The organism is Paraburkholderia tropica (genome assembly GCF_900109265.1).
Classification (GTDB): Bacteria; Pseudomonadota; Gammaproteobacteria; order Burkholderiales; family Burkholderiaceae; genus Paraburkholderia; species Paraburkholderia tropica.
In genome coordinates, this window is the sequence record NZ_FNZM01000024.1 from 48422 (window position 1) to 72285 (window position 23864).

General features: G+C 66.4%; 29 protein-coding genes and 1 riboswitch. Of the genes, 1 reads left to right on the forward strand and 28 read right to left on the reverse strand.

Annotated features, from left to right (window positions below):
• The first annotated feature begins 8 nt into the window (after positions 1–8).
• A complete protein-coding gene (locus BMY06_RS32265; protein ID WP_065062672.1) occupies positions 9–1226 on the forward strand; it encodes a Do family serine endopeptidase in 1218 nt (405 codons plus the stop codon).
• Positions 1227–1365: 139 nt separating this feature from the next.
• Here BMY06_RS32265 and tatC read toward each other — a convergent pair whose 3' ends face one another.
• The 28 genes from tatC to BMY06_RS32405 form a co-directional block, all read right to left on the reverse strand.
• A complete protein-coding gene (tatC, locus tag BMY06_RS32270) occupies positions 1366–2148 on the reverse strand; it encodes a twin-arginine translocase subunit TatC (RefSeq protein ID WP_074987152.1) in 783 nt (260 codons plus the stop codon).
• A 69-nt stretch (positions 2149–2217) separates the two neighbouring features.
• Complete coding sequence (tatB, locus tag BMY06_RS32275) at positions 2218–2790, reverse strand: Sec-independent protein translocase protein TatB (RefSeq protein WP_065062676.1); 573 nt, start codon at positions 2788–2790, stop codon at positions 2218–2220.
• A 71-nt stretch (positions 2791–2861) separates the two neighbouring features.
• Positions 2862–3098, reverse strand: coding sequence for a Sec-independent protein translocase subunit TatA (gene tatA / locus BMY06_RS32280; RefSeq protein ID WP_065062678.1), 237 nt, complete (start codon positions 3096–3098; stop codon positions 2862–2864).
• 205 nt (positions 3099–3303) lie between these two features.
• Positions 3304–3672, reverse strand: coding sequence for a histidine triad nucleotide-binding protein (locus BMY06_RS32285; protein ID WP_065062680.1), 369 nt, complete (start codon positions 3670–3672; stop codon positions 3304–3306).
• Between the two features lie 72 nt (positions 3673–3744).
• Entirely contained in the window at positions 3745–4140 is a 396-nt protein-coding gene (locus BMY06_RS32290; RefSeq protein WP_065062682.1) for a DUF4870 family protein, read from the reverse strand.
• A 107-nt stretch (positions 4141–4247) separates the two neighbouring features.
• The gene (locus BMY06_RS32295) at positions 4248–4616 is read right to left on the reverse strand and encodes a phosphoribosyl-ATP diphosphatase (protein ID WP_065062687.1); all 369 of its coding nucleotides are present in this window, start codon (positions 4614–4616) and stop codon (positions 4248–4250) included.
• Positions 4613–5029, reverse strand: a complete 417-nt coding sequence (gene hisI, locus BMY06_RS32300; RefSeq protein WP_065062689.1) for a phosphoribosyl-AMP cyclohydrolase — start codon at positions 5027–5029, stop codon at positions 4613–4615. The genes BMY06_RS32295 and hisI overlap by 4 nt, the downstream gene beginning before the upstream one ends.
• Before the next feature lie 3 nt (positions 5030–5032).
• A complete protein-coding gene (gene hisF / locus BMY06_RS32305; protein ID WP_065062691.1) occupies positions 5033–5806 on the reverse strand; it encodes an imidazole glycerol phosphate synthase subunit HisF in 774 nt (257 codons plus the stop codon).
• Positions 5807–5971: 165 nt separating this feature from the next.
• Positions 5972–6724 (reverse strand): 1-(5-phosphoribosyl)-5-[(5-phosphoribosylamino)methylideneamino]imidazole-4-carboxamide isomerase, encoded by a 753-nt coding sequence (gene hisA, locus BMY06_RS32310; protein ID WP_065062693.1) that lies wholly within the window; start codon positions 6722–6724, stop codon positions 5972–5974.
• A gap of 192 nt (positions 6725–6916) precedes the next feature.
• Positions 6917–7558, reverse strand: a complete 642-nt coding sequence (hisH, locus tag BMY06_RS32315) for an imidazole glycerol phosphate synthase subunit HisH (protein ID WP_065062695.1) — start codon at positions 7556–7558, stop codon at positions 6917–6919.
• A 183-nt stretch (positions 7559–7741) separates the two neighbouring features.
• Positions 7742–8329: an imidazoleglycerol-phosphate dehydratase HisB gene (hisB, locus tag BMY06_RS32320; protein WP_065062696.1), complete on the reverse strand. Its 588-nt coding sequence runs from the start codon at positions 8327–8329 to the stop codon at positions 7742–7744.
• An 81-nt stretch (positions 8330–8410) separates the two neighbouring features.
• Positions 8411–9487 (reverse strand): histidinol-phosphate transaminase, encoded by a 1077-nt coding sequence (gene hisC / locus BMY06_RS32325; protein WP_065062817.1) that lies wholly within the window; start codon positions 9485–9487, stop codon positions 8411–8413.
• Between the two features lie 265 nt (positions 9488–9752).
• Positions 9753–11072, reverse strand: a complete 1320-nt coding sequence (hisD, locus tag BMY06_RS32330) for a histidinol dehydrogenase (protein ID WP_074987153.1) — start codon at positions 11070–11072, stop codon at positions 9753–9755.
• A 66-nt stretch (positions 11073–11138) separates the two neighbouring features.
• On the reverse strand, positions 11139–11837 hold the full coding sequence (gene hisG, locus BMY06_RS32335; protein ID WP_065062697.1) for an ATP phosphoribosyltransferase: 699 nt from the start codon (positions 11835–11837) through the stop codon (positions 11139–11141).
• On the reverse strand, positions 11834–13096 hold the full coding sequence (murA, locus tag BMY06_RS32340) for a UDP-N-acetylglucosamine 1-carboxyvinyltransferase (RefSeq protein ID WP_074987154.1): 1263 nt from the start codon (positions 13094–13096) through the stop codon (positions 11834–11836). The genes hisG and murA overlap by 4 nt, the downstream gene beginning before the upstream one ends.
• A gap of 108 nt (positions 13097–13204) precedes the next feature.
• On the reverse strand, positions 13205–13444 hold the full coding sequence (locus BMY06_RS32345) for a BolA family protein (protein WP_065062699.1): 240 nt from the start codon (positions 13442–13444) through the stop codon (positions 13205–13207).
• A gap of 27 nt (positions 13445–13471) precedes the next feature.
• Complete coding sequence (locus tag BMY06_RS32350; protein WP_065062700.1) at positions 13472–14227, reverse strand: ABC transporter permease; 756 nt, start codon at positions 14225–14227, stop codon at positions 13472–13474.
• Positions 14224–15159: an ABC transporter ATP-binding protein gene (locus tag BMY06_RS32355; RefSeq protein WP_065062701.1), complete on the reverse strand. Its 936-nt coding sequence runs from the start codon at positions 15157–15159 to the stop codon at positions 14224–14226. The genes BMY06_RS32350 and BMY06_RS32355 overlap by 4 nt, the downstream gene beginning before the upstream one ends.
• Positions 15160–15376: 217 nt before the next feature.
• Positions 15377–15649: an STAS domain-containing protein gene (locus BMY06_RS32360; RefSeq protein ID WP_074987155.1), complete on the reverse strand. Its 273-nt coding sequence runs from the start codon at positions 15647–15649 to the stop codon at positions 15377–15379.
• The gene (locus tag BMY06_RS32365) at positions 15646–16278 is read right to left on the reverse strand and encodes an MlaC/ttg2D family ABC transporter substrate-binding protein (protein WP_065062705.1); all 633 of its coding nucleotides are present in this window, start codon (positions 16276–16278) and stop codon (positions 15646–15648) included. The genes BMY06_RS32360 and BMY06_RS32365 overlap by 4 nt, the downstream gene beginning before the upstream one ends.
• 215 nt (positions 16279–16493) lie before the next feature.
• Positions 16494–17486 carry an MlaA family lipoprotein gene (locus BMY06_RS32370; protein ID WP_065062707.1) on the reverse strand — a complete coding sequence of 331 codons (993 nt, stop codon included), beginning with the start codon at positions 17484–17486 and terminating at the stop codon, positions 16494–16496.
• Between the two features lie 11 nt (positions 17487–17497).
• Positions 17498–18076, reverse strand: coding sequence for an outer membrane lipid asymmetry maintenance protein MlaD (gene mlaD / locus BMY06_RS32375; protein ID WP_065062821.1), 579 nt, complete (start codon positions 18074–18076; stop codon positions 17498–17500).
• 124 nt (positions 18077–18200) lie between these two features.
• Positions 18201–18977 carry a lipid asymmetry maintenance ABC transporter permease subunit MlaE gene (gene mlaE, locus BMY06_RS32380; protein ID WP_065062709.1) on the reverse strand — a complete coding sequence of 259 codons (777 nt, stop codon included), beginning with the start codon at positions 18975–18977 and terminating at the stop codon, positions 18201–18203.
• Positions 18974–19795, reverse strand: coding sequence for an ABC transporter ATP-binding protein (locus tag BMY06_RS32385; RefSeq protein ID WP_065062711.1), 822 nt, complete (start codon positions 19793–19795; stop codon positions 18974–18976). The genes mlaE and BMY06_RS32385 overlap by 4 nt, the downstream gene beginning before the upstream one ends.
• Before the next feature lie 168 nt (positions 19796–19963).
• Positions 19964–21076, reverse strand: coding sequence for a thiamine phosphate synthase (gene thiE / locus BMY06_RS32390; protein ID WP_074987156.1), 1113 nt, complete (start codon positions 21074–21076; stop codon positions 19964–19966).
• The gene (locus BMY06_RS32395; RefSeq protein WP_065062713.1) at positions 21076–21891 is read right to left on the reverse strand and encodes a thiazole synthase; all 816 of its coding nucleotides are present in this window, start codon (positions 21889–21891) and stop codon (positions 21076–21078) included. Before BMY06_RS32395 ends, thiE begins: the two co-directional genes overlap by 1 nt.
• 52 nt (positions 21892–21943) lie before the next feature.
• On the reverse strand, positions 21944–22141 hold the full coding sequence (gene thiS / locus BMY06_RS32400; RefSeq protein WP_065062715.1) for a sulfur carrier protein ThiS: 198 nt from the start codon (positions 22139–22141) through the stop codon (positions 21944–21946).
• An 88-nt stretch (positions 22142–22229) separates the two neighbouring features.
• Positions 22230–23375 carry an FAD-dependent oxidoreductase gene (locus tag BMY06_RS32405; RefSeq protein WP_244144446.1) on the reverse strand — a complete coding sequence of 382 codons (1146 nt, stop codon included), beginning with the start codon at positions 23373–23375 and terminating at the stop codon, positions 22230–22232.
• Positions 23376–23611: 236 nt separating this feature from the next.
• Positions 23612–23724: riboswitch (TPP riboswitch) on the reverse strand.
• Positions 23725–23864: the final 140 nt, after the last annotated feature.

Here is a 23864-nt window from a genome sequence, read left to right on the forward strand (position 1 = left end):
ATCTTCAAATGCTTAGACGCTTTTGGCTGTTCTTCGCCCAGGCGGTGACGGTCCTGCTGGCGTTGATGTTCATCATCGCGACGCTCAAGCCGCAGTGGCTTCAGCACCAGGGGCAACTCGGAAAACAGCTGGCCGAACCCATCGTCGCGCTGCGCGAGGTAGCGCCGGGCATCGGCGGCGGTGGCGCCCAGGGGTCCTACGCGGACGCCGCCCAGAAGGCCATGCCCGCGGTCGTCAACGTATTCTCCAGCAAGGACGGCTCACTGCCGCCCGATCCGCGCCAGAACGACCCGCTATTCCGCTACTTCTTCGGCGATCGCAATCACAACCGCAAGCAGCAGGAACAGCCCGCCGCGAATCTCGGTTCGGGCGTCATTGTCAGTCCGGACGGTTACATTCTAACGAACCAGCACGTGATCGACGGCGCGGATCAGATCGAAATCGCGCTGTCCGATGGCCGCACCACCAACGCCAAGGTGATCGGCATCGATCCGGAAACCGATCTGGCCGTGCTCAAGATCAATCTGCCGAACCTGCCCACGATCACGCTCGGCCGGATGGATCAGGCCCGCGTGGGCGATGTCGTGCTAGCCATCGGCAATCCGTTCGGCGTGGGCCAGACGGTCACGATGGGCATCATCAGCGCGTTGGGCCGCAATCACCTCGGCATCAACACGTTTGAGAATTTCATTCAGACCGATGCGCCGATCAATCCCGGCAACTCGGGCGGCGCGCTCGTCGACGTGAGCGGCAATCTGCTCGGCATCAACACGGCCATTTACTCGCGCTCGGGCGGCTCGCTCGGCATCGGCTTTGCGATTCCCGTTTCCACGGCGCGCAGCGTGCTGGAGAGCATCATCACGACCGGCTCGGTCACGCGCGGCTGGATCGGCGTGGAGCCGCAGGACCTCACGCCCGAGATCGCCGAATCGTTCGGCATCAACGAGAAGGCCGGCGCGATCGTCGCCGGCGTGCTGCAAGGCGGTCCCGCCGACAAGGCCGGCATCAAGCCGGGCGACATCCTGCTCTCCGTGAACGGCGAGGCGATCACCGACACCACGCGTCTGCTGAACGTGATCGCGCAGATCAAGCCGGGCACCGACGCGAAGGTCCATCTCGTGCGCAAGAACAAGGACATGGATCTCGACGTCATGATCGGCAAGCGCCCGCCGCCGCCGAAACAGCCGGCCAACGAAGACGGCGAAGGCGACGACGACGGCGGTTGAGGTGGGGTTGAGGTCGGCAAGGCCGCACGCGCGGCCTCGTCTCTCACTTCAGACGAACCGCAACGAGCCACATAACGCGCACCAACCCGCACCAAACACAAAGGCCGCGCGCAGCGTGCTGCGGCATGATCGCGGGCGGTCAGCTTGTCGCTTCGCTCTCGTCAGTGGCCTTCTTCTCGCCCGTGCCGATAAAGACGCGCGCGGCGATGATGCCCGCTTCGTAGAGGATGATCAGCGGCAGCGCCAGAATGAGCTGCGAGAACACATCCGGCGGCGTCACGACCGCGGCCACGATGAACGCGCCAACGATCACGTACGGACGGATTTCCTTGAGCTTTTTCACCGTGAGCACGTTCATGCGCACGAGCAGCACGACGATGATCGGCACTTCGAAGGTCACGCCGAACGCAATGAACATCGTGAGCACGAAGCTCAGGTAATTGTCGATATCGGTCGTCATCTCCGCGCCGAGCGGCGCGTTGTAGTGCGCCATCACGCGGAAGATCGTCGGAAACACCACGAAGTACGCGAACGCCATGCCGCACAGGAACAGCGTGTAGCTGCTCGCCACGAGCGGCGCGACGAGCTTCTTCTCGTGCTGATAGAGCCCCGGCGCGACGAACGCCCAGATCTGGTAGAGCACGACGGGCAGCGCTATCACGAAGGCGACGAGCATCGTCACTTTCATCGGCACGAAGAACGAGCCGGTCACGTCGGTGACGATCATCTTGCCGTCGCGCGGCAGGTTCTGCATGAGCGGGCGCGCGAGCAGCCGGAAGATGTCCGGCGCCCAATACACGAGCCCGACGAACACGACGATGACGGCAATGCCCGCGCGGATAATGCGGTCGCGGAGTTCGACGAGGTGCGAGATGAAGGTCTCTTCAGTGCCCTCGCCCTGGTTTTGCTGGGGGTCGCTCACACCGGCCCTCGGGGGTTGGAGATGGGGAAATTCGAATGCGGCTGCGGCATCGCGATCGGTGAATGCGCGTCAGAAGAAACGCGTGGGCCGGCGCAGGCTGGCCGGCGTGTGCTGCGCGACGCGCGCCGCGCCCGACTGCACGCGCGTGCGCCGCAGCGTCGCGCGCTTGTACCACACGGGCGCCGCCGTCTGCTTCACGCGCCAGTTCTTGCGCTTTGCGGTGGACGGGCCGGCATCGCCGGAACGCCATGCCGCCGCGGAAGAACCGTCGGAAATTCCAGCCATGCCGGACACCGCGCTTTCCGCCGTGACGGCAGCCGGGTCCGCGCCGCCCGCGATGCTGGGCGACACGCTCGTGCCCTGGTTCCAGGCGTCGTTGAGCTCGGTTTCGTGCTTGCGCAGATTCTCGTGAACGTTCTTTTCGACGTTCTGCGCGGCCTGCTCGAACTCGCCCCTCATGCGGCGCAGTTCGTCGAGTTCGATCTCGCGCGTGACTTCGGCCTTGACGTCGTTGATGTAACGCTGCGCGCGCCCGAACAGCGCGCCTGCGGTGCGCGCGACGCGCGGCAGGCGCTCCGGTCCGAGAACGACCAGCGCGACGACGCCGATCAGCGCCATCTTCGTGAGACCCAGATCAAGCATGAATGGAGCTTTCCGTCAGCCTTGGAGCGGGAAAAAGCGGAACAGACACGGCAAGCAGACGACCGCCGCGCTTAGCGGAGGTCGTTGCTCGAAGTCTTGTCCTTGGCGTCGACGTCGACCGTGCCGCCGTTCTTCGGCAGTTCGCGCTTTGCCGCGTCGGGCGCTTCTTCGCCCTCGCGCATGCCTTCCTTGAAACCCTTGACCGCACCGCCGAGGTCGCTACCGATATTGCGCAGCTTCTTCGTGCCGAAGACGAGCGCCACGATCAACAACACGATCAGCCAATGCCAGATGCTCAACGAACCCATGATCAAAACTCTCCTTAACCCCGACGCCGCGCCAGGTGCGCAGCGAGAAAACGTTGGCGCGCCAAGGCGCGCTGCGTAAAAAACGGTCCGGTCATCCATCGTGCCTGCGAGGTGTGGCGTCTGCGTGGCATGCCATCCTCTTTATGCAGGCTTTGTTGCTTTATAGGCCCATGCGCCGCGTGCGTACAGATGACGCTGCACGCCTTCAGCCCATGCGCTGCCACGGACGCGGTCCGGCCAGCAAATGCGCGTGCAGGTGATACACCTCCTGACCGCCGCCGGGCCCCGTGTTCACGACCGTGCGAAAACCGGTGTCGCCGCCGGTGTACGACACGCCGAGATCCCTCGCCAGCCGCGCCACCAGCACGAACATTCTACCAAGCAGCGGAGCGTCCTTTTCACCGCAATCGGCGAGCGTCGCGATATGTTCGCGCGGGATCACCAGCACGTGCGTCTGCGCCGCGGGCCGGATGTCCCGGAAAGCGACGAATTCGTCGTCTTCGTAGACGCGCGTGCTCGGAATCGCGCCGTCGGCGATCTTGCAGAACAGACAGGTGCTGCGATCGTGGCTCATGATGCTCCCGGAATGACCGGCCCGCTTACCCTGCTGGCCCTGCTGGCCCTGCTGGCCTGACGACCTGCGGCATCAAACCCACGCGCGCGGATCGCGCAGCGGTTTGTTGTCGTGCAGATACAGCCAGCCTTTGATGATACGGTACAACGTCCAGATCGCGACAGCCCACAAAATTGGAATGCCGATCAGCACGAAAAACAGCGCAATCCCGATCAGATGCCCGGCCAGCCCGAGCCAGAAGGTGCGGATCTGCCAGGTGAAATGCTGCTCGTAGGGCGTGCCCGCCGCTTCGTCGCGCTTGAGGTAATTGATGATGATCGCCACCAGCACGGTCACGCCGCCGGTGAGCCAGTAAAACGCATACAGACCGTAGAGCACGTGCGTGAGAGTGCGCAGACTGCGCAGGCGGTCCGCGTCGAGCGGATCGCGCACGGCTGGAGGCGGATAACCGCCGGGCGTCGTGGACATGTTGCGTCTCCCCTGGTGAGCGGCGCGCGCCGCGTGGGTGGGCAAGCGCCGCCGGAGTGCCCGGCGGCATGCGCCTGTCTGCGCTCGGACCCGCGCCGGGTCCGTCGTCAGTCGCCGTTCGCCTCGCGCTCCTGGCTCTTGCGCAGCGCCTTTTCTTCGAGACCCGAGAGGCCTTCGCGGCGCTCGAGTTCCGCCAGCACGTCGGCGGGGCTCAGGTCGAAATGCGAGAGCGTGACGAGGCAATGGAACCACAGATCGGCCATTTCGCCGACCAGCGCCTTCGGCGCGCCGCCCTGGCGCACGTCCTTGGCGGCCAGCACGACTTCCGTCGCTTCTTCGCCGACCTTCTTGAGGACCGCGTCGTCGCCCTTGTGGAACAGGCGCGCGACATACGATGCGTCCGGATCGCCGCCCTTGCGGCTGTCGATCACCGCCGCGAGGCGCAGCAGGGTGTCGTTGGTGTTCAGTTGCGTCATTTGTAGATGTGCTCGGGGTCTTTCAGCACGGGATCGACGGCGACCCAGCGGCCCTCGTCGACCGTGCCTTCGAATTGCTGGAAAAAGCACGAGTGGCGGCCCGTGTGGCAGGCGATGCCCGACACCTGCTCGATCTTGAGCAGCACGACGTCTTCGTCGCAGTCGAGGCGAATCTCGTGCACGTGCTGCACGTGGCCCGATTCCTCGCCCTTGAACCACAGGCGCTGGCGCGAACGCGAGAAGTACACCGCGCGGCGCAGCTCGACGGTCTTGGCGAGCGCCTCGCGGTTCATCCACGCGAACATCAGCACGTCGCCGGTCGTGGCTTCCTGGGCGATCACCGGCACGAGGCCGTTGGCGTCCCAGTTGATCTTGTCGAGCCAGCCTGCCTGTTCAATCGATCCGGTCGTCATGGCTTACATCCTCACCGAAATGCCCTGGTCGGCCATGAAGCGCTTCGCCTCGCCGACCGTGTGCTCGCCGTAGTGGAAGATGCTCGCCGCGAGCACCGCGTCGGCGTGACCCTTGACGATGCCGTCGGCCAGATCCTGCAGGCCGCCCACGCCGCCCGAGGCGATCACGGGCACCGGCACGGCGTCCGAGACGGCGCGCGTGAGATCGAGGTCGAAGCCGCTCTTGGTGCCGTCGCGGTCCATGCTCGTGAGCAGGATTTCGCCCGCGCCGAACTCGGCCATCTTGCGCGCCCATTCGACGGCGTCGATGCCCGTGGCCTTGCGGCCGCCGTGCGTGAACACTTCCCAGCGCGGCGCTTCGCCCGGCGCCGAGGCGCGCTTGGCGTCGATCGCCACGACGATGCACTGCGAGCCGTACTTGTCGGCCGCATCGCGCACCAGTTGCGGATTCGCGACCGCCGACGAGTTCATGCCGACCTTGTCCGCGCCCGCGTTGAGCAGGCGGCGCACGTCGGTGACGGCGCGCACGCCGCCGCCGACCGTCAGCGGAATGAAGACCTGCGAGGCCACCGCTTCGATGATCGGCAGAATCAGGTCGCGCCCGTCCGAGGTGGCGGTGATGTCGAGGAACGTCAGCTCGTCGGCGCCCTGATCGTCATAGCGGCGCGCGATTTCGACGGGGTCGCCCGCGTCGCGCAGTTCGACGAAGTTGACGCCCTTGACGACCCGTCCGGCCGTCACGTCGAGACAGGGGATGATGCGTTTGGGTAGAGCCATGATCTTGCCGGTGATGCCAGGTTAGTGTCGGGTCGGGCGCAAAAGCGGACGAAAGCGGACGCGGCGGCGCCGTGTGCCGTCGCTGCGGGCCGCTTCGAGCGGCTTTGGCCCGCGAGCGGCATAAAAGCAAAAGGCCTCCGCTCGCGGAGGCCATGGGGGCGACGCTTACGCGTCGTCCGATTCGCGCAGGCTGTCCGCGCGCGATTGCGCCGCCGCGAAGTCGAGGTCGCCCGAGTAGATCGCGCGGCCGCAGATCACGCCTTCGACGCCCTCGTCTTCCACTTCGCAGAGCGCGTCGATGTCGGCGAGATTCGACAGGCCGCCGCTCGCGATCACCGGAATCTTCACCGCGCGCGCGAGGCGCACCGTGGCTTCGATGTTGATGCCTTGCAGCATCCCGTCGCGGCCGATGTCGGTGTAGATGATCGACTCCGCGCCGTAGTCCTCGAACTTGCGCGCGAGATCCACGACTTCGTGGCCCGTGAGCTTGCTCCAGCCGTCGGTGGCGACCTTGCCATCCTTCGCGTCCAGGCCGACGATGATATGGCCCCCGAACGCCGTGCACGCTTCCTGGAGGAAGCCCGGGTTCTTGACCGCGGCGGTGCCGATGATCACGTAGGAGAGGCCGTCGTCGAGATAGCGCTCGATGGTGTCGAGGTCGCGGATGCCGCCGCCGAGCTGCACGGGAATCGTGTCGCCCACTTCGCGGATGATTTCGCGAATGGCATCTTCGTTCTTCGGCTTGCCGGCGAATGCGCCGTTCAGATCGACGAGGTGCAGACGGCGCGCGCCACGCTCGACCCAATGTCGGGCCATCGCCGCCGGTTCCTCGGAAAAAATCGTCGCCTGGTCCATATCGCCTTGTTTCAGGCGTACGCAGTGACCGTCTTTGAGATCGATGGCCGGAATCAGCAGCATAGCAATCGGGGAATATCTGGGAATGAGGTTGAAATCAGCCGGCTTCGGTGGATAAAAGGCCCGATCCGACGCCGTTTCGCTAGTTTAGTACAACTCTTTCGACGGCCTTGCCATCGGAGATCGGTGCGGGGCGGCCTCGTTGGCCGGCCCCGGCGCCAGTCAGCCCGCAATCAGGCAGCGCCGCATTCGAAATCAGGGGTTCCAGTGGACGAAGTTGCGATACACGCGCAGGCCTGCCGCGGCGCTCTTTTCCGGGTGGAATTGGGTCGCGAAAATGTTATCCCGCGCCACCGCCGAGGTAAAGGCCGCACCGTAAGGCGTTTCGCCGACAGTGTGCGACGCGTCGTCCGGCACCACGTAGTAGCTGTGCACGAAGTAGAAGAAGCTTTCGTCAGGCACGCCGTCCCACAGCGCATGCGCACGCGCCTGGCGCACGCGGTTCCAGCCCATCTGCGGCACCTTGAAACGCGAGCCGTCGTCCTGCAGCCGGCCCGCGAGTTCGAAGCGCACGACCTTGCCCGGCAACAGGCCGAGGCCCTTCGTGTCGCCTTCCGCGCTCCAGTCGAACAGCATCTGCTCGCCCACGCACACGCCCATCAGCGGCTTGCTGCGCGCGGCTTCGAGCACGGCGTCCTGCAGGCCCGACTCGGCGAGACTGCGCATGCAGTCGGGCATCGCGCCCTGGCCCGGCAGCACGACGCGGTCGGCTGCGCGGATCGCTTCGGGACGCTCGACGATCTGTACGTCGGCTTCCGGCGCGGCCTGCTTCAGCGCCTGGGCGACCGAACGCAGGTTGCCCATCCCATAATCCACAATCGCAATTGAAGTTTTCATCTCGATTCAGGCCGCGTGGGCCATGTTGGGCCTTGCCCGGTTTGCTTCGTGCCCCGGCTTCGCGAGCAACTTCGGAGCGCCACCGCCCGGGCGCGCCGCCGATGCTGCTCAAACCCGTCAATCTACGCCTTGCGGCTCGCGCGCGCCCTTAACTGGCGCAGCGCGGAGCCCGCCAGCACCGCTTTACAGGCTGCCCTTGGTCGACGGAATCTTGCCGGCCTGGCGCTCGTCGAACTCGGCGGCCTGACGCAGCGCGCGGCCAAAGGCCTTGAACACGGTTTCCAGCTGATGGTGGGCATTGAGCCCGCGCAGATTGTCGATATGCAGCGTCACGCCCGCGTGATTGACGAAGCCGCGGAAGAATTCGATCGACAGGTCGACGTCGAAGGTGCCGATGCGCGCGCGCGTGAACGGCACGTGGAACTCCAGACCCGGACGGCCCGAGAAGTCGACCACGACGCGCGAGAGCGCCTCGTCGAGCGGCACGTAGGCATGGCCGTAGCGGCGGATGCCCTTCTTGTCGCCGATCGCCTGAGCGACCGCCTGGCCGAGCGTGATGCCGACGTCTTCCACCGTATGGTGGTCGTCGATCTGCGTGTCGCCATGCGCCTCGACTTCGAGATCGATCAGACCGTGTCGTGCGATCTGGTCGAGCATGTGGTCGAGAAACGGCACGCCGGTCGCGAGCTTCTGCTCGCCGGTGCCGTCCAGATTGATTTTGACGCGGATTTGCGTTTCGCTGGTGTTGCGAACGACTTGCGCGACGCGCATGGCAATTTCCTTCAAACAGCCCGTACAGGAGGGATTAGAGAACGAAGCGCGCTTCGGAATACGGTGAACAGTGGGGACGATTCACTTGAGCACAAGCTTCAGGGCGGCGACCAGTTGCGCGTTCTCGTCGGGGGTCCCGACGGTCAGGCGCACGCAATTCGCCAGCAATGGGTGCATTTTACTCACGTTTTTGATCAAAACCCGCGCGGTCAACAGGGTATCGAACACGGCGTGAGCATCCGGCACGCGCACCAGCAGGAAATTTCCCGCGCTCGGGAACACTTCGGCGCCCGGCAGTTTCGCCACTTCGGCGGCCAGTTGCGCCCGTCCGGCGCGCAGTTGCGCGGCCTGCGCGTCGAGCACGTCGAGGTGATCGAGCAGGAAAGCGGCCGCCGCCTGGGTGAGCACGTTCACGTTGTACGGCGGACGCACCTTGTCGAATTCGTCGAGCCACGCGGCGCGGCCCGCGAGATACCCCAGACGAATACCCGCGAGACCCAGCTTCGACATCGTGCGCATGACGACCACGTTCGGGAACGCGCCCGCGCGCGGCAGCCAGCTCGATTGCGCGAACGGCTGATACGCCTCGTCGATCACCACGAGCGAGCCCGCGGCGTCGGCGGCCGCGATCACGCGCTCGATGTCGGCGTCGTCGAACAGCGTGCCGGTCGGATTGTTCGGATACGCGAGCCAGATCACGGCCGGCTTGTGCTCGTCGATGGCGGCGAGCATGGCGTCGAGATCGAGCGTGAAATCGGCGTTGAGCGGCACGCCGACGAAGTCGAGCTGCGCGAATTTCGCCGACATCGCGTACATCACGAAGCCAGGCACCGGCGCGAGCACCTTCGCGCCCGGCTTCGCGCACGCCATCGTGATCATGCTGATGATTTCGTCCGAGCCGTTGCCGAGCAGCACGTCGCAGTCGGCCGGCACGCGCAGCGCGGTCTTGAGCTTCGCCAGCAGCGCCTCGGGACGCGGCGCCGGATAGCGGTTCAACGCAACGCCCGCGAGATGCTCGCCCAGCTTCGCCGCCAGATCGGCGGGCAGCGGGAACGGGTTTTCCATCGCGTCGAGCTTCACGAAGCCGGATGCGTCGGGCACCGGGTAGCTCGTCATTGCGAGCACATCGGAGCGGATCAGATCTTGAGGTGTCGTCATGTCGGAAGGCTGGCGCGCGAGGCGGCAAGCCGGCAGGAACGGTCGATTCGCAGCGCCCGGCTGCATGACCGTCCAGGTGATCGTTGGTCTCGGGTTGTTATCGGTGCCTTTGGCAAGGCATTCGCGGGACCTGGCACATTGCTGACTGCCGTGGCCCGGCTGGTTACTTCGGATTTCCAGGCATCGGGCGCGGCCTTAGCGCCGGGCGGCGCCGCGAACCGGGCTCGACGACGCCGATCGGTGCTGCTCGACCGGCGCGGCCCGATCAGCTCTGCTTCATGCGGTATTCGGCGCTGCGCGCGTGGGCTTGCAGCCCTTCGCCGTAAGCCAGTTCCGCCGCGATCTCGCCCAGCGTCTGCGCGCCTTCCGCGCTGACTTCGATCAGGCTAGAACGCTTGATGAAATCATAAACGCCCAGCGGCGACGAGAAACGTGCGGTACGAGACGTAGGCAGCACGTGATTCGGGCCGGCGCAGTAATCGCCGAGGCTTTCGCTCGTGTAGCGGCCGAGGAAGATCGCGCCCGCGTGGCGGATTTCCGCGCCCCACTTCTGCGGCTCCAGCGCCGAGATTTCCAGATGCTCCGGCGCGATGTCGTTGGCGATCGCGCAGGCTTCGGCCATGTCGCGCACCTTCACGAGCGCGCCGCGATTCGTGAGCGACGTGGCGATCACGTCCGCGCGCGGCATGGTCGGCAGCAGTTCGTCGATGGCGGCTTCCACTCGCTTGATGAAGTTTTCGTCCGGGCACAGCAGGATCGACTGCGCGAGTTCGTCGTGTTCGGCCTGCGAGAACAGGTCCATCGCGACCCAGCGCGGATCGGTCGTGCCGTCGCAAATCACGAGGATTTCCGACGGACCGGCGATCATGTCGATGCCGACGGTGCCGAACACGCGGCGCTTGGCCGAGGCCACATAGGCGTTGCCCGGGCCGCAGATCTTGTCGACGGGCGGAATGGTCTGCGTGCCGTAGGCGAGCGCGCCCACCGCCTGCGCGCCGCCGACCGTGAACACGCGGTCGACGCCGGAGATCAGCGCGGCCGCCAGCACGAGCGGATTCTTCACGCCGTCCGGCGTGGGCACGACCATGACGATCTCGCGCACGCCCGCGACGCGCGCGGGAATCGCGTTCATTAGCACCGACGACGGATACGCCGCCTTGCCGCCCGGCACGTACAGGCCGACGCGGTCGAGCGGCGTGACCTTCTGGCCCAGCACGGTGCCGTCCGATTCGGTGTACTGCCAGCTATGCGAGCCGCACTCGATGCGCTGCTTCTCGTGGTAGCCGCGCACGCGCGCCGCCGCCGCTTCGAGCGCCGCGCGCTGCTTCGGTTCGAGACTTTCGAGCGCCGCTTCGAGTTCGCTGAACGGCAGTTCGAGCGCCGCGACGCTCGTGGCGTTCAGGCGGTCGAAGCGGTTCGTGTACTCGAGCACGGCGGCGTCGCCGCGCGCCTTCACGTCGGCGAGGATCTGCGCGACCGAGCGCTCGATGGCTTCGTCCTCGCTCGCCTCGAAAGCGAGCACCGCGCGCAGCGCCTTCTTGAAACCTTCGGCGCTGGAATCGAGTTTGCGCATCGTGATAGCCATGCTGGTATCCATCCGTATCGGTTGTGCGCGCGGCGCCTCACACGAGGCGCGCGGCGCGCGGACTACTTATGCGGCCTGCTCGCCGCGCGACGCGCGTTCGAACGCGTCGAGGAACGGCCGCAGCGCGGCGCGCTTGAGCTTGAGCGCCGCCTGATTGACGACGAGGCGCGACGAGATCGGCATGATCTCTTCGACTTCGGCCAGATTGTTGGCGCGCAGCGTGCCGCCGGTGCTCACCAGGTCGACGATCGCGTCGGCGAGGCCGACGAGCGGCGCCAGTTCCATCGAGCCGTACAGCTTGATGAGATCGACGTGCACGCCCTTGGCCGCGAAATGCTGACGCGCGGCTTCGGTGTACTTGGTCGCCACGCGCAGACGCGCGCCCTGGCGCACCGCGTTCGCGTAGTCGAAGCCCGCCTTCACGGCCACCGACAGACGGCAGCGCGCGATGTCGAGATCGACCGGCTGGTAGAGCCCGCCGCCGCCGTGCTCGTTGAGCACGTCCTTGCCCGCCACGCCGAAGTCGGCCGCGCCGTACTCGACATAGGTGGGCACGTCCGTCGCGCGCACGATGATCACGCGCAGGTTCGGATCGGTGGTCGGCAGGATCAGCTTGCGCGAAGTTTCCGGGTCTTCGGCCACGTGCACGCCCGCGGCGGCCAGCAACGGCATCGTCTCTTCGAAGATGCGGCCTTTCGAGAGCGCGAGCGTCAGCGGCGCGCTGGAGGCGGCGGCCGGCGTGGGCCGGGATTCGACCGTGCTCATGCTTCGCTCCCCTTGATGCGTTTCACGTTCGCGCCGAGCTTCGTGAGCTTCGCTTCCATGCGGTCGTAGCCACGGTCGAGGTGATAGATGCGGTCGATCAGCGTTTCGCCTTCGGCGCACATGGCGGCGATCACAAGGCTCGCCGACGCACGCAGATCGGTCGCCATGACCTTCGCGCCCGAGAGCTTTTCCACGCCCGCGATCAGCGCGGTCTTGCCGTCGATCGTGATGTGCGCGCCCAGGCGGTTCAGTTCCTGCACGTGCATGAAGCGGTTTTCGAAGATGTTTTCGACCACTTGCGAGGTGCCGTCGGCGATCGTGTTGAGCGCCATGAACTGCGCCTGCATGTCGGTCGGGAACGCCGGGTATTCCGAGGTGCGCAGGTTCACGGCGCGCGCACGTTCGTGCATGCGCACGCGCATCCAGTCGTCGCCCTCTTCGATCGTCACGCCGGCTTCGCGCAGCTTGTCCGTGACCGCGTCGAGAATGTGCGGACGCACGTGGCGCAGTGTGACGTCGCCGCCCGCCGCCGCGACCGCGCACAGGAACGTGCCCGCTTCGATGCGGTCGGGAATGACCGTGTGCTGCGCGCCGTGGAGCTTCTCCACGCCCTGGATCACGAGGCGGTCGGTGCCGATGCCCTCGATCTTCGCGCCCATCGCCACCAGCAGGTGCGCGAGGTCGCCCACTTCCGGTTCGCGCGCGGCGTTTTCGATCACCGTCTCGCCGTCGGCGAGCACGGCGGCCATCAGCAGGTTTTCCGTGCCGGTGACCGTGATCATGTCGGTGACGATGCGCGCGCCCTTCAGGCGCTTGGCGCGTGCTTCGATGAAGCCGTGCTCGATGCTGATCTCGGCGCCCATCGCCTGCAGGCCCTTGATGTGCTGATCGACCGGACGCGCGCCGATCGCGCAGCCGCCCGGCAGCGACACCTTCGCCTCGCCGAAGCGCGCGACGAGCGGCCCGAGCACGAGGATCGAGGCGCGCATGGTCTTGACCAGTTCGTACGGCGCGACGAGGTTGTTCACGTTCGAGGCGTCGAGCTGCACGCGCGCGCCGTCCTGGCTCGTGCGCACGCCCATCTGGTTGAGCAGCTTGAGCGTCGTGCGCACGTCCTGTAGGTCGGGCACGTTGTCGAGATGAACGGGTTCCGCGCTCAGCAGACCGGCGCAGAGAATGGGCAGCGCGGCGTTCTTCGCACCGGAAACGGTGACTTCCCCTGCGAGCTTCTGCCCGCCGACGATGACGAGTTTGTCCATGCCTGAGGTTTCCTGATCGGTGCGGCCGCTGTGCGGCGCTGCGTCGAGTTGAGCGGCGCCGCTGGCTGCGGCGCCTTTATCCTGGGTAATTCGCACTGAGATTCCAGATTATGCGTTCTGCCATTCGGCGGGCGTGAGCGTCTTCATGCTGAGCGCGTGGATTTCCGCGCGCATGCGGTCGCCGAGCGCCGCATAGACGAGCTGATGGCGCTGGATCAGACGCTTGCCTTCGAAAGCCGACGAAACGACGACCGCGGAGAAGTGCGTGCCGTCGTCGCCCTCGACCTCCAGATGCTCGCACGCGAGCCCGGCCAGGATGTACTGCTTGAGCTGTTCCGAAGACAACATGGTGAGAGGCTCCTGCCTGAATTTCACTTAGTGGCGCAGCTTGTAGCCGCTTGCGAGCAGACGCATCGCGAGCGCGGCCAGCACCACGAAAAAGACGAAAACGATCGCGAGGCTCACGAGCGGGTTAATGTCGGACAAGCCGAAGAAACCGTAGCGGAAGCCGTCGATCATGTAAAAGAACGGGTTGAGCCGCGAAACTTCGCGCCACACCGGCGGCAGCGTATGCGTCGAATAGAACACGCCCGACAGGAACGTGAGCGGCATGATGAGAAAGTTCTGAAACGCCGCGAGCTGGTCGAACTTCTCGGCCCAGATCCCGGCGATCAGGCCGAGCGTGCCGAGAATCGCCGAGCCGAGCACCGCGAAAGCGATGATGTAGAGCGGCGCGGCAAAGCTCATCGGAATAAACCAGATCGTCACGACGAACACGCCCGCGCCCACGGCGAGGCCGCGCACGATCGAGGCGAGCACGTAGGCGCCAAACATCTCCCAGGCGGCCAGCGGCGGCAATAAGACGAATACGAGATTGCCCGTGATCTTCGACTGGATCAGCGACGACGACGAATTCGCGAACGCATTCTGCAACACGCTCATCATCACGAGACCCGGAATCAGGAAGCTCGTGTACTCGACGCCCGGATAGACCTCCACGTGGCCGCGCAGCGCGTGACCGAAGATCGTCAGATAGAGCAGCGCGGTGATGACCGGCGCGAGCACGGTCTGGAAGGCGACCTTCCAGAAACGCAGCACTTCTTTGTAAAACAGCGTACGGAAACCGCTCATGCGAGCCCCTCGATCACTTCCGGACCGTTCATCACCTGCACGAAGACGTCTTCGAGATCGGCCTTGCGCACTTCCATTTCCTCGAGCTTGCAGCCGTTCGCGCGGCACAGCGCGAGGATGCGCTCCACGTCGTCGTAGCTGTTCAGGCGCAGCAGATGTTGATTGCCGCCGCCGTTCGGCAGATTCGAGGTATCGACTTCGAGCGCGCGCAATTCGGTCGGCAGTGCGCCTTCCGAGAAGCGCAGGAACAGTTGCGTGCCCGCGAAGCGCTGCAGCAGCGTGCTCGTGCGTTCGAGCGCCACGACTTCGCCGCGGCGCAGCATGGCGATGCGGTCGCAGAGTTCTTCCGCTTCTTCCAGATAGTGCGTGGTGAGCACGATGGTGTGCCCTTCGCGGTTCAGGCGCGCGATGAACTTCCAGAGCGTCTGGCGCAGTTCGACGTCGACGCCGGCCGTGGGCTCGTCGAGCACGATCACGGGCGGACGATGCACCAGCGCCTGCGCGACCAGCACGCGGCGCTTCATGCCGCCCGACAGCGCGCGCATGTTGACGTCGGCTTTCTCGGTGAGGTCGAGATTGGCCATGACTTCGTCGATCCACGCGTCGTTATTGCGCAGCCCAAAGTAGCCGGACTGGATGCGCAGCGTCTCGCGCACCGTGAAAAACGGATCGAACACCAGTTCCTGGGGCACGACGCCGAGGTTGCGGCGCGCGTTGCGGTAATCGGTGACGACGTCGTGGCCGCGGACTTCGATCGTGCCTTCGTCGGCACGCGCGAGGCCGGCAAGCGCGCTGATGAGCGTCGTCTTGCCCGCGCCGTTCGGGCCGAGCAGCCCGAAGAACTCGCCCTCTTCGACCGTGAAGCTGACGCCTTTGAGCGCCTGAAGCTCTTTGTAGCGCTTCTTGACGTTGCGGATTTCTATGGCTGGCATGACTCGGACGCCGCCCGTGGTAAACGGTGCGGCCGGTAAGTGCATCAATGCTGCGGGGAAGACCGGAATTGGGGACGGCACAGGCCGTCTGCTGCGCTACCCGATCGAGCCGGGGCAACGCCCAAAAAACATTTGATTATAGGCCAAGTCGGAAGGCCCGGCCTGGGCCTGGCGTTGACTTGAAGGAGGACGCGGCGGCTCGGCGAGCCGCCGCGCGTCAATGTCGCTCGTGGAGGAGCGAATCGACGCCATAGGCGCGCGCGAGGGACGCGAGCGCGGCGGGCAGATTGACGACGTTCAGGATGGCGCCGCGTTGGCTCGCGGCACGCTGCCAGGCGAGCAGCACGGCGAGCGCGGACGAATCGAACTGCGTGAGCGGCGCGCAGTCGACGGCGGTCGCGCCCGACGCGATCTGCGCGAGCCCCGCCGAGAGCGCGGCCTTCGCGCTCTCGTGGGTCAGCGTGGCGCCGGTGGCGAAGCGCTCGCTCACGAAGCGGCCTTGCCCGAAGCCAGCTGCTGGTTACGCTGCGTGAGGAAGCTGATCAGCCCTTGCACGCCGCCCTGCTGGATCTTTTCCTGGAACTGCTGCTGGTACGCCTGGATCAGCCACGCGCCGAGCACGTTGATGTCATACACGCGCCAGCCTTGCGCCGTCTTGTACAGGCGGTAGTCGAGTTCGATCGGCTGGCCGTTGTTCACAACGGTCGAACGGACCACGACGTCGGTGTCGTCCGGGTTCGCGCGGAACGGCTTGTAGTCGATCTGCTGGTCGCGCACCTGGGCGAGCGCGCCCGAGTACGTGCGGATCAGCAGCGTCTTGAACTGTTCGATGACCTGTTGCTGCTGGTCGGGCGTCGCCGTGCGCCAGTTGCGGCCCATCGCGAGCTGCGTGGTGCGGCGGAAGTCGGTGTACGGCAGGATCTTCTCGTTGACCAGTTGCGTGATCTTGCTGATGTCGCCGGACTGGATCGACTTGTCGCCCTTGATCTGGTCCATGACCTGCTGCGTGATCGTCTTGACCATCGCGTCGGGGTTGCTGGTGTCGACGGTCTGCGCGGATGCCGTGCCGGCGAACGCGAAGAACATGGCGAAAATCGGGAACAACAAGAATTTTTTCATAGTGAGTCCTGCAAGTTGGGGAGGCGCGATTGCGGGCGATGAGCCCCGAATCGCGCCTGTTATTCGAGCCAACGATAGCACGCGAGTTCTATCGCACTGAGTCAAAGAGTGCCAGGAAATTGCGACAAGCGTTTCAGCTTGTTACGTCGGACCTGAGCGCTCCGGACGCCGGCGAACCGGCGTTCCACCCCGCGCGAACCACTCGCCGCCGCCTCTCAACGCAGACGCAGGAGGCTCGGAAAGCCGATGCGCGCGGGCGGGACGACGTCGCCGCCCGGCACCGTGGTCTGCGAGGCGGCCGAAGCCGGCTCCGCCGCTGCGCCAGCCGGACCTTCCAGCGTGGCCGGTGCAGCAACCGTGGCCGACGCGCCTTCCGGCACGGCGGGCGCCATGCTGGCCGCCGTAGGCGTAGCAGCACGTGCCGCGCCCGATGCCGGCGCCGCTGCCGCCGCGCCCTGATCGGCGTCTTCGTAGTTCGGCGGCGGCGTGTCGCCGTAGTCCGGCAGGCTGCCATCCGACGACGCATGGCCGTCCGAGAGCAGATAGCGGCGGCGCTGCAGGTAGGTGTTGCGCACGAACGAGTACTTGTCGATCGCCGCGCCTTCCAGCAGGTCGCTCGCGCCCAGCAGATTCGCGCGCGTGCTCACCACGTTCAGGCCGTAGAGGCCCCACGAGAGCGCCGCCGGATCGACATAGGTGAGCGGGTTGATGAAGTAGTTGCCGACGAGGCCCACGCCGTCACGCACCGTGCTCGGCCCGAACAGCGGCAACACGAGGTAAGGACCGGCGGGCACGCCGTAGTGGCCGAGCGTCAGGCCGAAGTCCTGATTGTGCTTGGGCAGCTTGGCGAGCGTCGCCACGTCGAACAGGCCGCCGACACCGAAGACCGTGTTGATCACGATCCGCATGATGTCTTCGACGCCGTCGGTGATCTTCAGCTGCAGCAGGTTGTTGGCCGCGTTGTAGACGTCGCCGATATTCGCGAAGAAGTTCGTCACGCTGTCACGCACCGGCTGCGGCGTGATCTTCACGTAACCCTTCGCGACCGGCTTGAGCGCGTACTGGTCGACCTTGTCGTTGAAGGTGTAGACGGTGCGGTTGAAGCCTTCCCACGGATCGTCCTTCGACGGCGTCTGCACCGTCGAGCACGCCGTGAGGGCGAGCGCCGCGACGCCGATCGAAACGGCGCGCATGCGTGTGGTCATCATCGTTTTTCTCCTTATTGCGCCGCCGCGCCCGAACCGGCTGCTGCCGGCGCGGGTGCCTGGACCGGCGCGGCGCTATCCCCGCCTGCCGGACCATTTGCGGCCCCACTTCCACTGTTACCCGATTTCGACGCGCCCGAGTCGGCAGCCTTGCTGTAGAGGAACTGGCCGATCAGGTTTTCGAGCACGATGGCCGACTGCGTCATCGAGATGGTATCGCCGGCCTTGAGCATTTCCGTGTCACCGCCCGGCTCCAGACCGATGTACTGCTCGCCGAGCAGACCCGAGGTCAGGATCTTCGCGGACGAATCCTTCGGAAACTGATACTGCTGGTCGAGATTGATCGTGACCAGCGCCTGGTACGTGTTCGAGTCGAAGCCGATCGACGCCACGCGACCCACGGTCACGCCCGCGCTCTTCACGGGCGCGCGCGGCTTGAGGCCGCCGATATTGTCGAACTTGAGCTTCACGGGGTAAGTCGCCTGGAACGACAGCGAGCTCATGTTCCCGGCCTTCAGCGCGAGAAACAGCAGGGCAATGAAGCCCAGCACCACGAACAGGCCGACCCAGAAGTCGAGAGCAGTCTTTTTCATCGTCATCCCAATGAGAATCCGTTGCGGCGGCGCGCGGCCCGAAAGCCCGTTGCGCCTGCCGCGTCGCCCCGCCGTTCGCGTTCGACCCGGTCGAAACGCGAGACGCCGGAGCGCCTGGCTTTATTTAGCTGAACATCAGTGCGGTGAGCAGGAAGTCGAGGCCGAGCACCGCGAGCGACGCGTACACCACCGTCTTGGTGGTCGCGCGCGACACGCCTTCGGGCGTGGGCTTCGCCTCGTAACCCTGATACAGCGCGGTGAACGTGACGGCGAAACCGAACACGATGCTCTTGATCACGCCGTTGCCGACGTCGGCCCAGACATCGACGCCGCCTTGCATCTGCGACCAGAACGCACCCGAATCGACGCCGATCAGCAGCACGCCCACCACATAACCGCCCAGCACGCCGACCGCGCTGAAAATGGCCGCCAGAATGGGCATGGCGATCACGCCCGCCCACATGCGCGGCGCCACCACGATGCGCACCGGGTCCACCGCCATCATTTCCATCGCCGTGAGCTGCTCGCCCGCCTTCATCAGGCCGATTTCGGCCGTGAGCGAAGTGCCCGCGCGACCCGCGAACAGCAGCGCCGTGACCACCGGACCCAGCTCGCGCACGAGCGACAGCGCGACCAGCAGACCGAGCGCCTGCTCCGAACCGTAGCGGTTGAGCGTGTAATAGCCCTGCAGACCGAGCACGAAGCCGACGAACAGGCCCGAGACCGCGATGATCAGCAGCGAATAATTACCGACGAAGTGGATCTGCTTCGTGACAAGACGCGGACGGCGCAGCAGCGGGAAAAATTCCAGCACGAGGCGCACGAAAAACCGCGTGGCATGGCCCGCGCGCGCGATGGCGTCGAGCACTGCGCGGCCGACTGAGCTGATGGCGCCGGTCATGAGCGGCCTCCGCCAATGCCGAAGTCCGCGCCGAGCGGCACGTTCGTCGGGTAGTGGAAACGGAACGGGCCGTCCGGCGCGCCGTCGATGAACTGGCGCACGATCGGATCGGTCGAGGCGCGCAGTTCGTCGGGCGTGCCCTGCGCCTGCACCTTGCCGTTCGCGAGGAAATACACGTAGTCGGCAATCGCGAACGACTCGGGCACGTCGTGCGTGACGAGGATCGACGTCGCGCCGAGCGCGTCGTTGAGCGTGCGGATCAGATTCGCGGTAATGCCGAGAGAAATGGGGTCGAGTCCTGCAAAGGGCTCGTCGTACATCATGAGTTCGGGGTCGAGCGCGATTGCGCGCGCGAGCGCGACGCGGCGCGCCATGCCGCCCGAGATTTCCGACGGCGCGAGGTCGCGCGCGCCGCGCAGGCCCACGGCGTTGAGCTTCATGAGCACGAGGTCGCGGACCAGTTCTTCGGGCAGGTCGGTGTGCTCGCGCAGGGCGAACGCGACGTTGTCGAACACCGACATGTCGGTGAACAGCGCGCCGAACTGGAACAGCATGCCCATCTTGCGGCGCAGCGCGTAGAGGCCTTCGCGCGTTTGCGCGCCGACGTCCTGGCCGTGAAACAGCACCTGGCCGCGCTGCGCGCGCACCAGGCCGCCGATCAGGCGCAGCACCGTGGTTTTGCCGCCGCCGGAGCCGCCCATGACCGCGATGACCTGACCGCGCCCGAAGCGCATGTTCAGTCCGGACAGGACGAGCCGATCGCCGTAACCGAAGTCGACGTCGCGCAGCTCCAGAAGGGTCTCAGAGGTTGAGGGCACGTGGCTGACAGTCCATTTACACGAAGGCGGGATTATAGGGCCATCGTGGAATTGCTGCCGTGATGCGCCCATGCCGCTTGATGCAGTCGGAAAGGCCGTGAAAGGCCCCGCTGCTCGCTCCTCGCGCCGGTCACGCAACAGGGGCGCGACCGGCGACGAGGCGGACCATTATTGCGTAAACGCGTTGCGCAGCGCAGCAACGGCGGCAGCCGGATCGGCGGCTTCCGTGACGGCGCGCACGACGGCGGCGCACGGCGCGCCGGTGGCGAGGACGGCGGGCAAGGCGGGGGCGTCGATGCCGCCGATCGCGACCATCGGCACCACGCCGTCGAGCAGCTGCACGTAGCGTGCGAGACGCTTGAGACCTTGCGGCGCGGTCGGCATCTGCTTGGTGGTGGTGGCGAACACCGCGCCGCACGCGATATAGCTCGGACGGAAGTGCAGCGCCGTCAGCATCTCGAAATAGCCGTGCGTCGACAGACCGAGGCGCGTGCCCGACGCCGCGATCGCGTTCAGATCGGCTTCGCGCAGATCTTCCTGGCCCAGATGGATGCCGTAAGCGCCCGCCGCCAGGGCGGCCTGCCAGTGATCGTTGATGAACAATTGCGCGTCGTGCTTGCGGCCCGCCGCGACGCAGCGCTCGATTTCACGCGTAAGTTCCGGCGATTCAGGCTGCTTGCTGCGCAGCTGCACGGTCGTCGCGCCGTAGTCGAGCACGCGCTCGACCCAGTCGGCGCTCGGCAGCACGGGATACAGGCCGAGCCGCGCCGGGCAAGGCGCGAAGGGCTGCGCGGGCGCGTCGGGCAGACCGAGCACGCGCGGGAAGCGCGCGATGTCGACCGGCCAGGCGTCGGTTTGCTGTTCGTCGCCGTCGCGCCAGGCGAGTGCGAGCACGAGCGCGTCGTGCGGATCGAAACCGCAGTCGAGGAACGCCGCCAGCGCCGGGATCCAGTCCTCGGCCAGCGCGCCTTCGAGCGCGTAGCGCTCGCCGCCCAGATGCAGCGTGACGCGCGCCTCGCACGGATCGTCGCCGGCAGCTTCGATCACGCCCGCGCCTTGCGTCATCCAGCGCGCGATGTTCGCGAGATGCGGCGCGGCGTCGGTCACGACGATCAGATCGCCGCCGTTGGGCGCGTCGGGCGGCGTCAGGCAGATGCGCCACGGCGCCTGCGTCGCCGCCCAGTCGCCCAGTCGCGCGCGGATGCGTTCCGCCGTGGCGGTCAGCGCGTCGGCGGGCGGCCAGAACAATTCACGGCCCTGAAAATGCAACGTTTCACTCATTACTTGCCTCCATCCTGGTGCCAGAACGGCATGCCGACGACCGGCGTGCTCGCCACAGCGGCTTCGCGCTCGGCCATCGGTCCGGCGAGAAACGCGCTGCGCCCCGCCTCCACGCCCAGCGCGAACGCGCGCGCCATCGCGTCGGGATGCGTCGCCTGCGCGACCGCCGTGTTCAGCAGCACGCCGTCGAAACCCCACTCCATCACTTGCGCCGCGTGCGACGGCAGGCCGAGGCCCGCATCGACGATCAGCGGCACGTCGGGCAGCCGCTCGCGCAGCACGCGCAAACCGTACGGATTGATCACGCCCTTGCCGGTGCCGATCGGCGCGCCCCACGGCATCAACGCCTCGCAGCCCGCGTCGAGCAGACGGCGGCCGATCACGAGGTCCTCGGTGCAGTACGGCAGCACCTTGAAGCCGTCCTTCACGAGCCGCGCGGCGGCTTCGATCAGGCCGACCGGATCGGGCTGGAGCGTGTAGTCGTCGCCGATCAGTTCGAGCTTGATCCAGTCGGTGTCGAACACCTCGCGCGCCATGTGGGCCGTGGTGACGGCTTCGTTGACGGTGAGGCAGCCCGCCGTGTTCGGCAGCAGCGGCACGCCGTGGCGCTTGAGCAGATCGAAGAAGCCGGCTTCGGCGCCGCCCTCGTTCATCTGGCGGCGCAGCGCGACGGTGATCATGCCGGGCCGCGCGGCCGCCATCGAATCGGACAGCGATTGCAGCGACGGATAGCGCGACGTGCCAAGCAGCACGCGGCTCTGGAAAGTTTCGCCGTAGAGCGTGAGCGCGTCGGCGGTCGGTTGAAGCGTGGTCATGGCGGAAATCCTGGTCGGGTGGCGTGGGCGCGCGGATCGGCTAGCGGCCGTATCAGCCGCCGGCCACCGGGCTCACGACGTCGAGGCGGTCGCCCGCCGACAATGCGCGCGCGCCGTGCTGGGCGCGCGCCACGAAATCGCCATTCACGGCGACGGCGAACGGCGGACGCGCGCCGAACGCGACCAGCGCGTCGGCGACGGTCGCGCCCTCGGGGAGCGTGAGCGGCTTCTGATTGATCTGAATGTCCATAACGATTCGTCTGACTACGTGTGTTTCATGCGGCGCAAGCGGCGCGCCGTCGTGTCCATCGTGTTCCTGTTCGCGGATAGCGACGCGCTCAGGCCGGTTCGTGCGCACGCGGCGCGGCTTCGGCGCGGCGGTCGTGCAGCATCGCCGGCCAGCGCGATTCGGCGCGCAGCGCCTCGAATCCGTCGGCGTTCTGCATGCGTCCGGCCAGCAAGGCTTCGGCCACTCGCACCGCTTCGTCGGCGACGGCGGGCGCGATCATGAAACCGTGGCGATAGAGGCCGTTCACGCGCAACGTGTTGTCGCCGTCCCAGAAGAGCGCGGGGCGATGGTCGGGCAAGGTCGGGCGGCACTGCGAATTGAGTTCGAGAATGCGCGCCTCGCCGAACGCCGGATGCACGGCGAACGCCGCGCTCAGCAGTTCGAGCGCCGAGCGCACGCTCACCGGCGAGCGGTCCTCGCCTTCGATTTCGGTCGCGCCAATCACGTAGACATCGTTCTGCTTCGGCGCGATATAGAGCGGATAACGCGGATGCAGCAGGCGCACCGGACGCGTGAGCCCGATGCCCGGCGCGTGCACGCGCGCGACTTCGCCGCGGATGCCGCGCAGCGCGGGCAGCGCGGGTTTCGCGCCGAGTCCGCGGCAATCGATCGTCACGCGCGCGGGCGGCGGATTCGCGTCGTCGACCGTGGTGTTCCAGTGTGTTTGCACGCCGCGCTGCGCGAGGCCCGCGGCGAGCGCGGCCAGCGCCTGGCGGTTGTCGAGCTGACCTTCGCCGTCGAGCAGCCAGCCGCGCGCGAAACGCCCGGCGAGCGCCGGTTCGGCGGCGTCGAGCTGAGCGCCCTGGAGCGTCGTGAAATGCGCGTCGGCGAGCGCGCGCGGCGCGTTGGCGCGCACGCGGCGCTCGAACAGCGGCGCCTCGGTGCGGTCGGCGTGATGCCAGACCACGAGCGTGCCGTTGCGCTGGAAGAAGACGGGTTCGGGCAGCTCGGCGAGAATGCGCGGCCAGGTGTCGAGCGATTCGACGCCCAGTTCGGTGATCAGCAGTTCGGCGACGGCGGCTTCCGCGAGCGGTGCGAGCATGGCCGCCGCGACCCAGGCCGCGGCTTCACCGCCCTCGGGACCGCCGCGCTCGTAAAGCGCCACGCGATGCCCGGCGCCCGCGAGTCGCCACGCGACGAGGCGTCCGCACAGGCCGCCGCCGAGCACGGCGAAATCGGGCACGGCAGAGGACACCGAAGCATCCGGCGAGGCTTCCAGAATCGGGGAGCGAACTGATTGAGGTGAAGAAGGTGCGGTCATCGGATCCTTTCCGTACGGCAACAAGCATGCGTACCCAAGGACGAAACCGGCTGGCAAAGCCGGCCGTGCAAACGATGCGCGCGAAAACTAACTGCACTGCACGCGTTGCCCGGCGGGAATCTGGACGCCACGCCCGAACCGGAGGAACGGACTCGAAAAAGCGGCGCCAGCAAGACTTTCCGGAAACTTCCCGCGCCGGTATTACCCGGATCGGGTGCGAAGGGTCTCTCTCAGCCTCACGGCGGCATGCAGGCATACCGGTGAAGCACCCCTGTTTCGTCAGCAGTCATTAGACCACAAAAGGCGCGCGCGCCGCAAACCGCCCGGCAGGCCGGTTTATAGGCTGCCGATGCTGCATTGCGGGCGTTTTCGTGGGGTTTTGTGCGGGTTTTTCTGTGTTTTCTTCACGCGCTTTCCGCTGCT

Coding starts and splice junctions, on each gene's coding strand:
- hisC (WP_065062817.1), bottom strand. CDS start 9,487: ATGACGACACCTCAAGATCTGATCCGCTCCGATGTGCTCGCAATGACG.
- BMY06_RS32345 (WP_065062699.1), bottom strand. CDS start 13,444: ATGTTGTCTTCGGAACAGCTCAAGCAGTACATCCTGGCCGGGCTCGCG.
- BMY06_RS32365 (WP_065062705.1), bottom strand. CDS start 16,278: ATGAAAAAATTCTTGTTGTTCCCGATTTTCGCCATGTTCTTCGCGTTC.
- BMY06_RS32295 (WP_065062687.1), bottom strand. CDS start 4,616: ATGACGCAACTGAACACCAACGACACCCTGCTGCGCCTCGCGGCGGTG.
- BMY06_RS32290 (WP_065062682.1), bottom strand. CDS start 4,140: ATGTCCACGACGCCCGGCGGTTATCCGCCTCCAGCCGTGCGCGATCCG.
- mlaD (WP_065062821.1), bottom strand. CDS start 18,076: ATGAAAAAGACTGCTCTCGACTTCTGGGTCGGCCTGTTCGTGGTGCTG.
- thiS (WP_065062715.1), bottom strand. CDS start 22,141: ATGGACATTCAGATCAATCAGAAGCCGCTCACGCTCCCCGAGGGCGCG.
- BMY06_RS32350 (WP_065062700.1), bottom strand. CDS start 14,227: ATGAGCGGTTTCCGTACGCTGTTTTACAAAGAAGTGCTGCGTTTCTGG.
- hisD (WP_074987153.1), bottom strand. CDS start 11,072: ATGGCTATCACGATGCGCAAACTCGATTCCAGCGCCGAAGGTTTCAAG.
- hisB (WP_065062696.1), bottom strand. CDS start 8,329: ATGCGCGTCGCGCAAGTCGTTCGCAACACCAGCGAAACGCAAATCCGC.
- hisH (WP_065062695.1), bottom strand. CDS start 7,558: ATGAAAACTTCAATTGCGATTGTGGATTATGGGATGGGCAACCTGCGT.
- mlaE (WP_065062709.1), bottom strand. CDS start 18,977: ATGACCGGCGCCATCAGCTCAGTCGGCCGCGCAGTGCTCGACGCCATC.
- BMY06_RS32370 (WP_065062707.1), bottom strand. CDS start 17,486: ATGATGACCACACGCATGCGCGCCGTTTCGATCGGCGTCGCGGCGCTC.
- hisI (WP_065062689.1), bottom strand. CDS start 5,029: ATGACGACCGGATCGATTGAACAGGCAGGCTGGCTCGACAAGATCAAC.
- thiE (WP_074987156.1), bottom strand. CDS start 21,076: ATGAGTGAAACGTTGCATTTTCAGGGCCGTGAATTGTTCTGGCCGCCC.
- BMY06_RS32355 (WP_065062701.1), bottom strand. CDS start 15,159: ATGCCAGCCATAGAAATCCGCAACGTCAAGAAGCGCTACAAAGAGCTT.
- hisF (WP_065062691.1), bottom strand. CDS start 5,806: ATGGCTCTACCCAAACGCATCATCCCCTGTCTCGACGTGACGGCCGGA.
- BMY06_RS32265 (WP_065062672.1), top strand. CDS start 9: ATGCTTAGACGCTTTTGGCTGTTCTTCGCCCAGGCGGTGACGGTCCTG.
- hisA (WP_065062693.1), bottom strand. CDS start 6,724: ATGCTGCTGATTCCGGCCATCGATCTCAAAGACGGTCACTGCGTACGC.
- murA (WP_074987154.1), bottom strand. CDS start 13,096: ATGGACAAACTCGTCATCGTCGGCGGGCAGAAGCTCGCAGGGGAAGTC.
- BMY06_RS32285 (WP_065062680.1), bottom strand. CDS start 3,672: ATGAGCCACGATCGCAGCACCTGTCTGTTCTGCAAGATCGCCGACGGC.
- BMY06_RS32395 (WP_065062713.1), bottom strand. CDS start 21,891: ATGACCACGCTTCAACCGACCGCCGACGCGCTCACGCTCTACGGCGAA.
- hisG (WP_065062697.1), bottom strand. CDS start 11,837: ATGAGCACGGTCGAATCCCGGCCCACGCCGGCCGCCGCCTCCAGCGCG.
- tatA (WP_065062678.1), bottom strand. CDS start 3,098: ATGGGTTCGTTGAGCATCTGGCATTGGCTGATCGTGTTGTTGATCGTG.
- tatB (WP_065062676.1), bottom strand. CDS start 2,790: ATGCTTGATCTGGGTCTCACGAAGATGGCGCTGATCGGCGTCGTCGCG.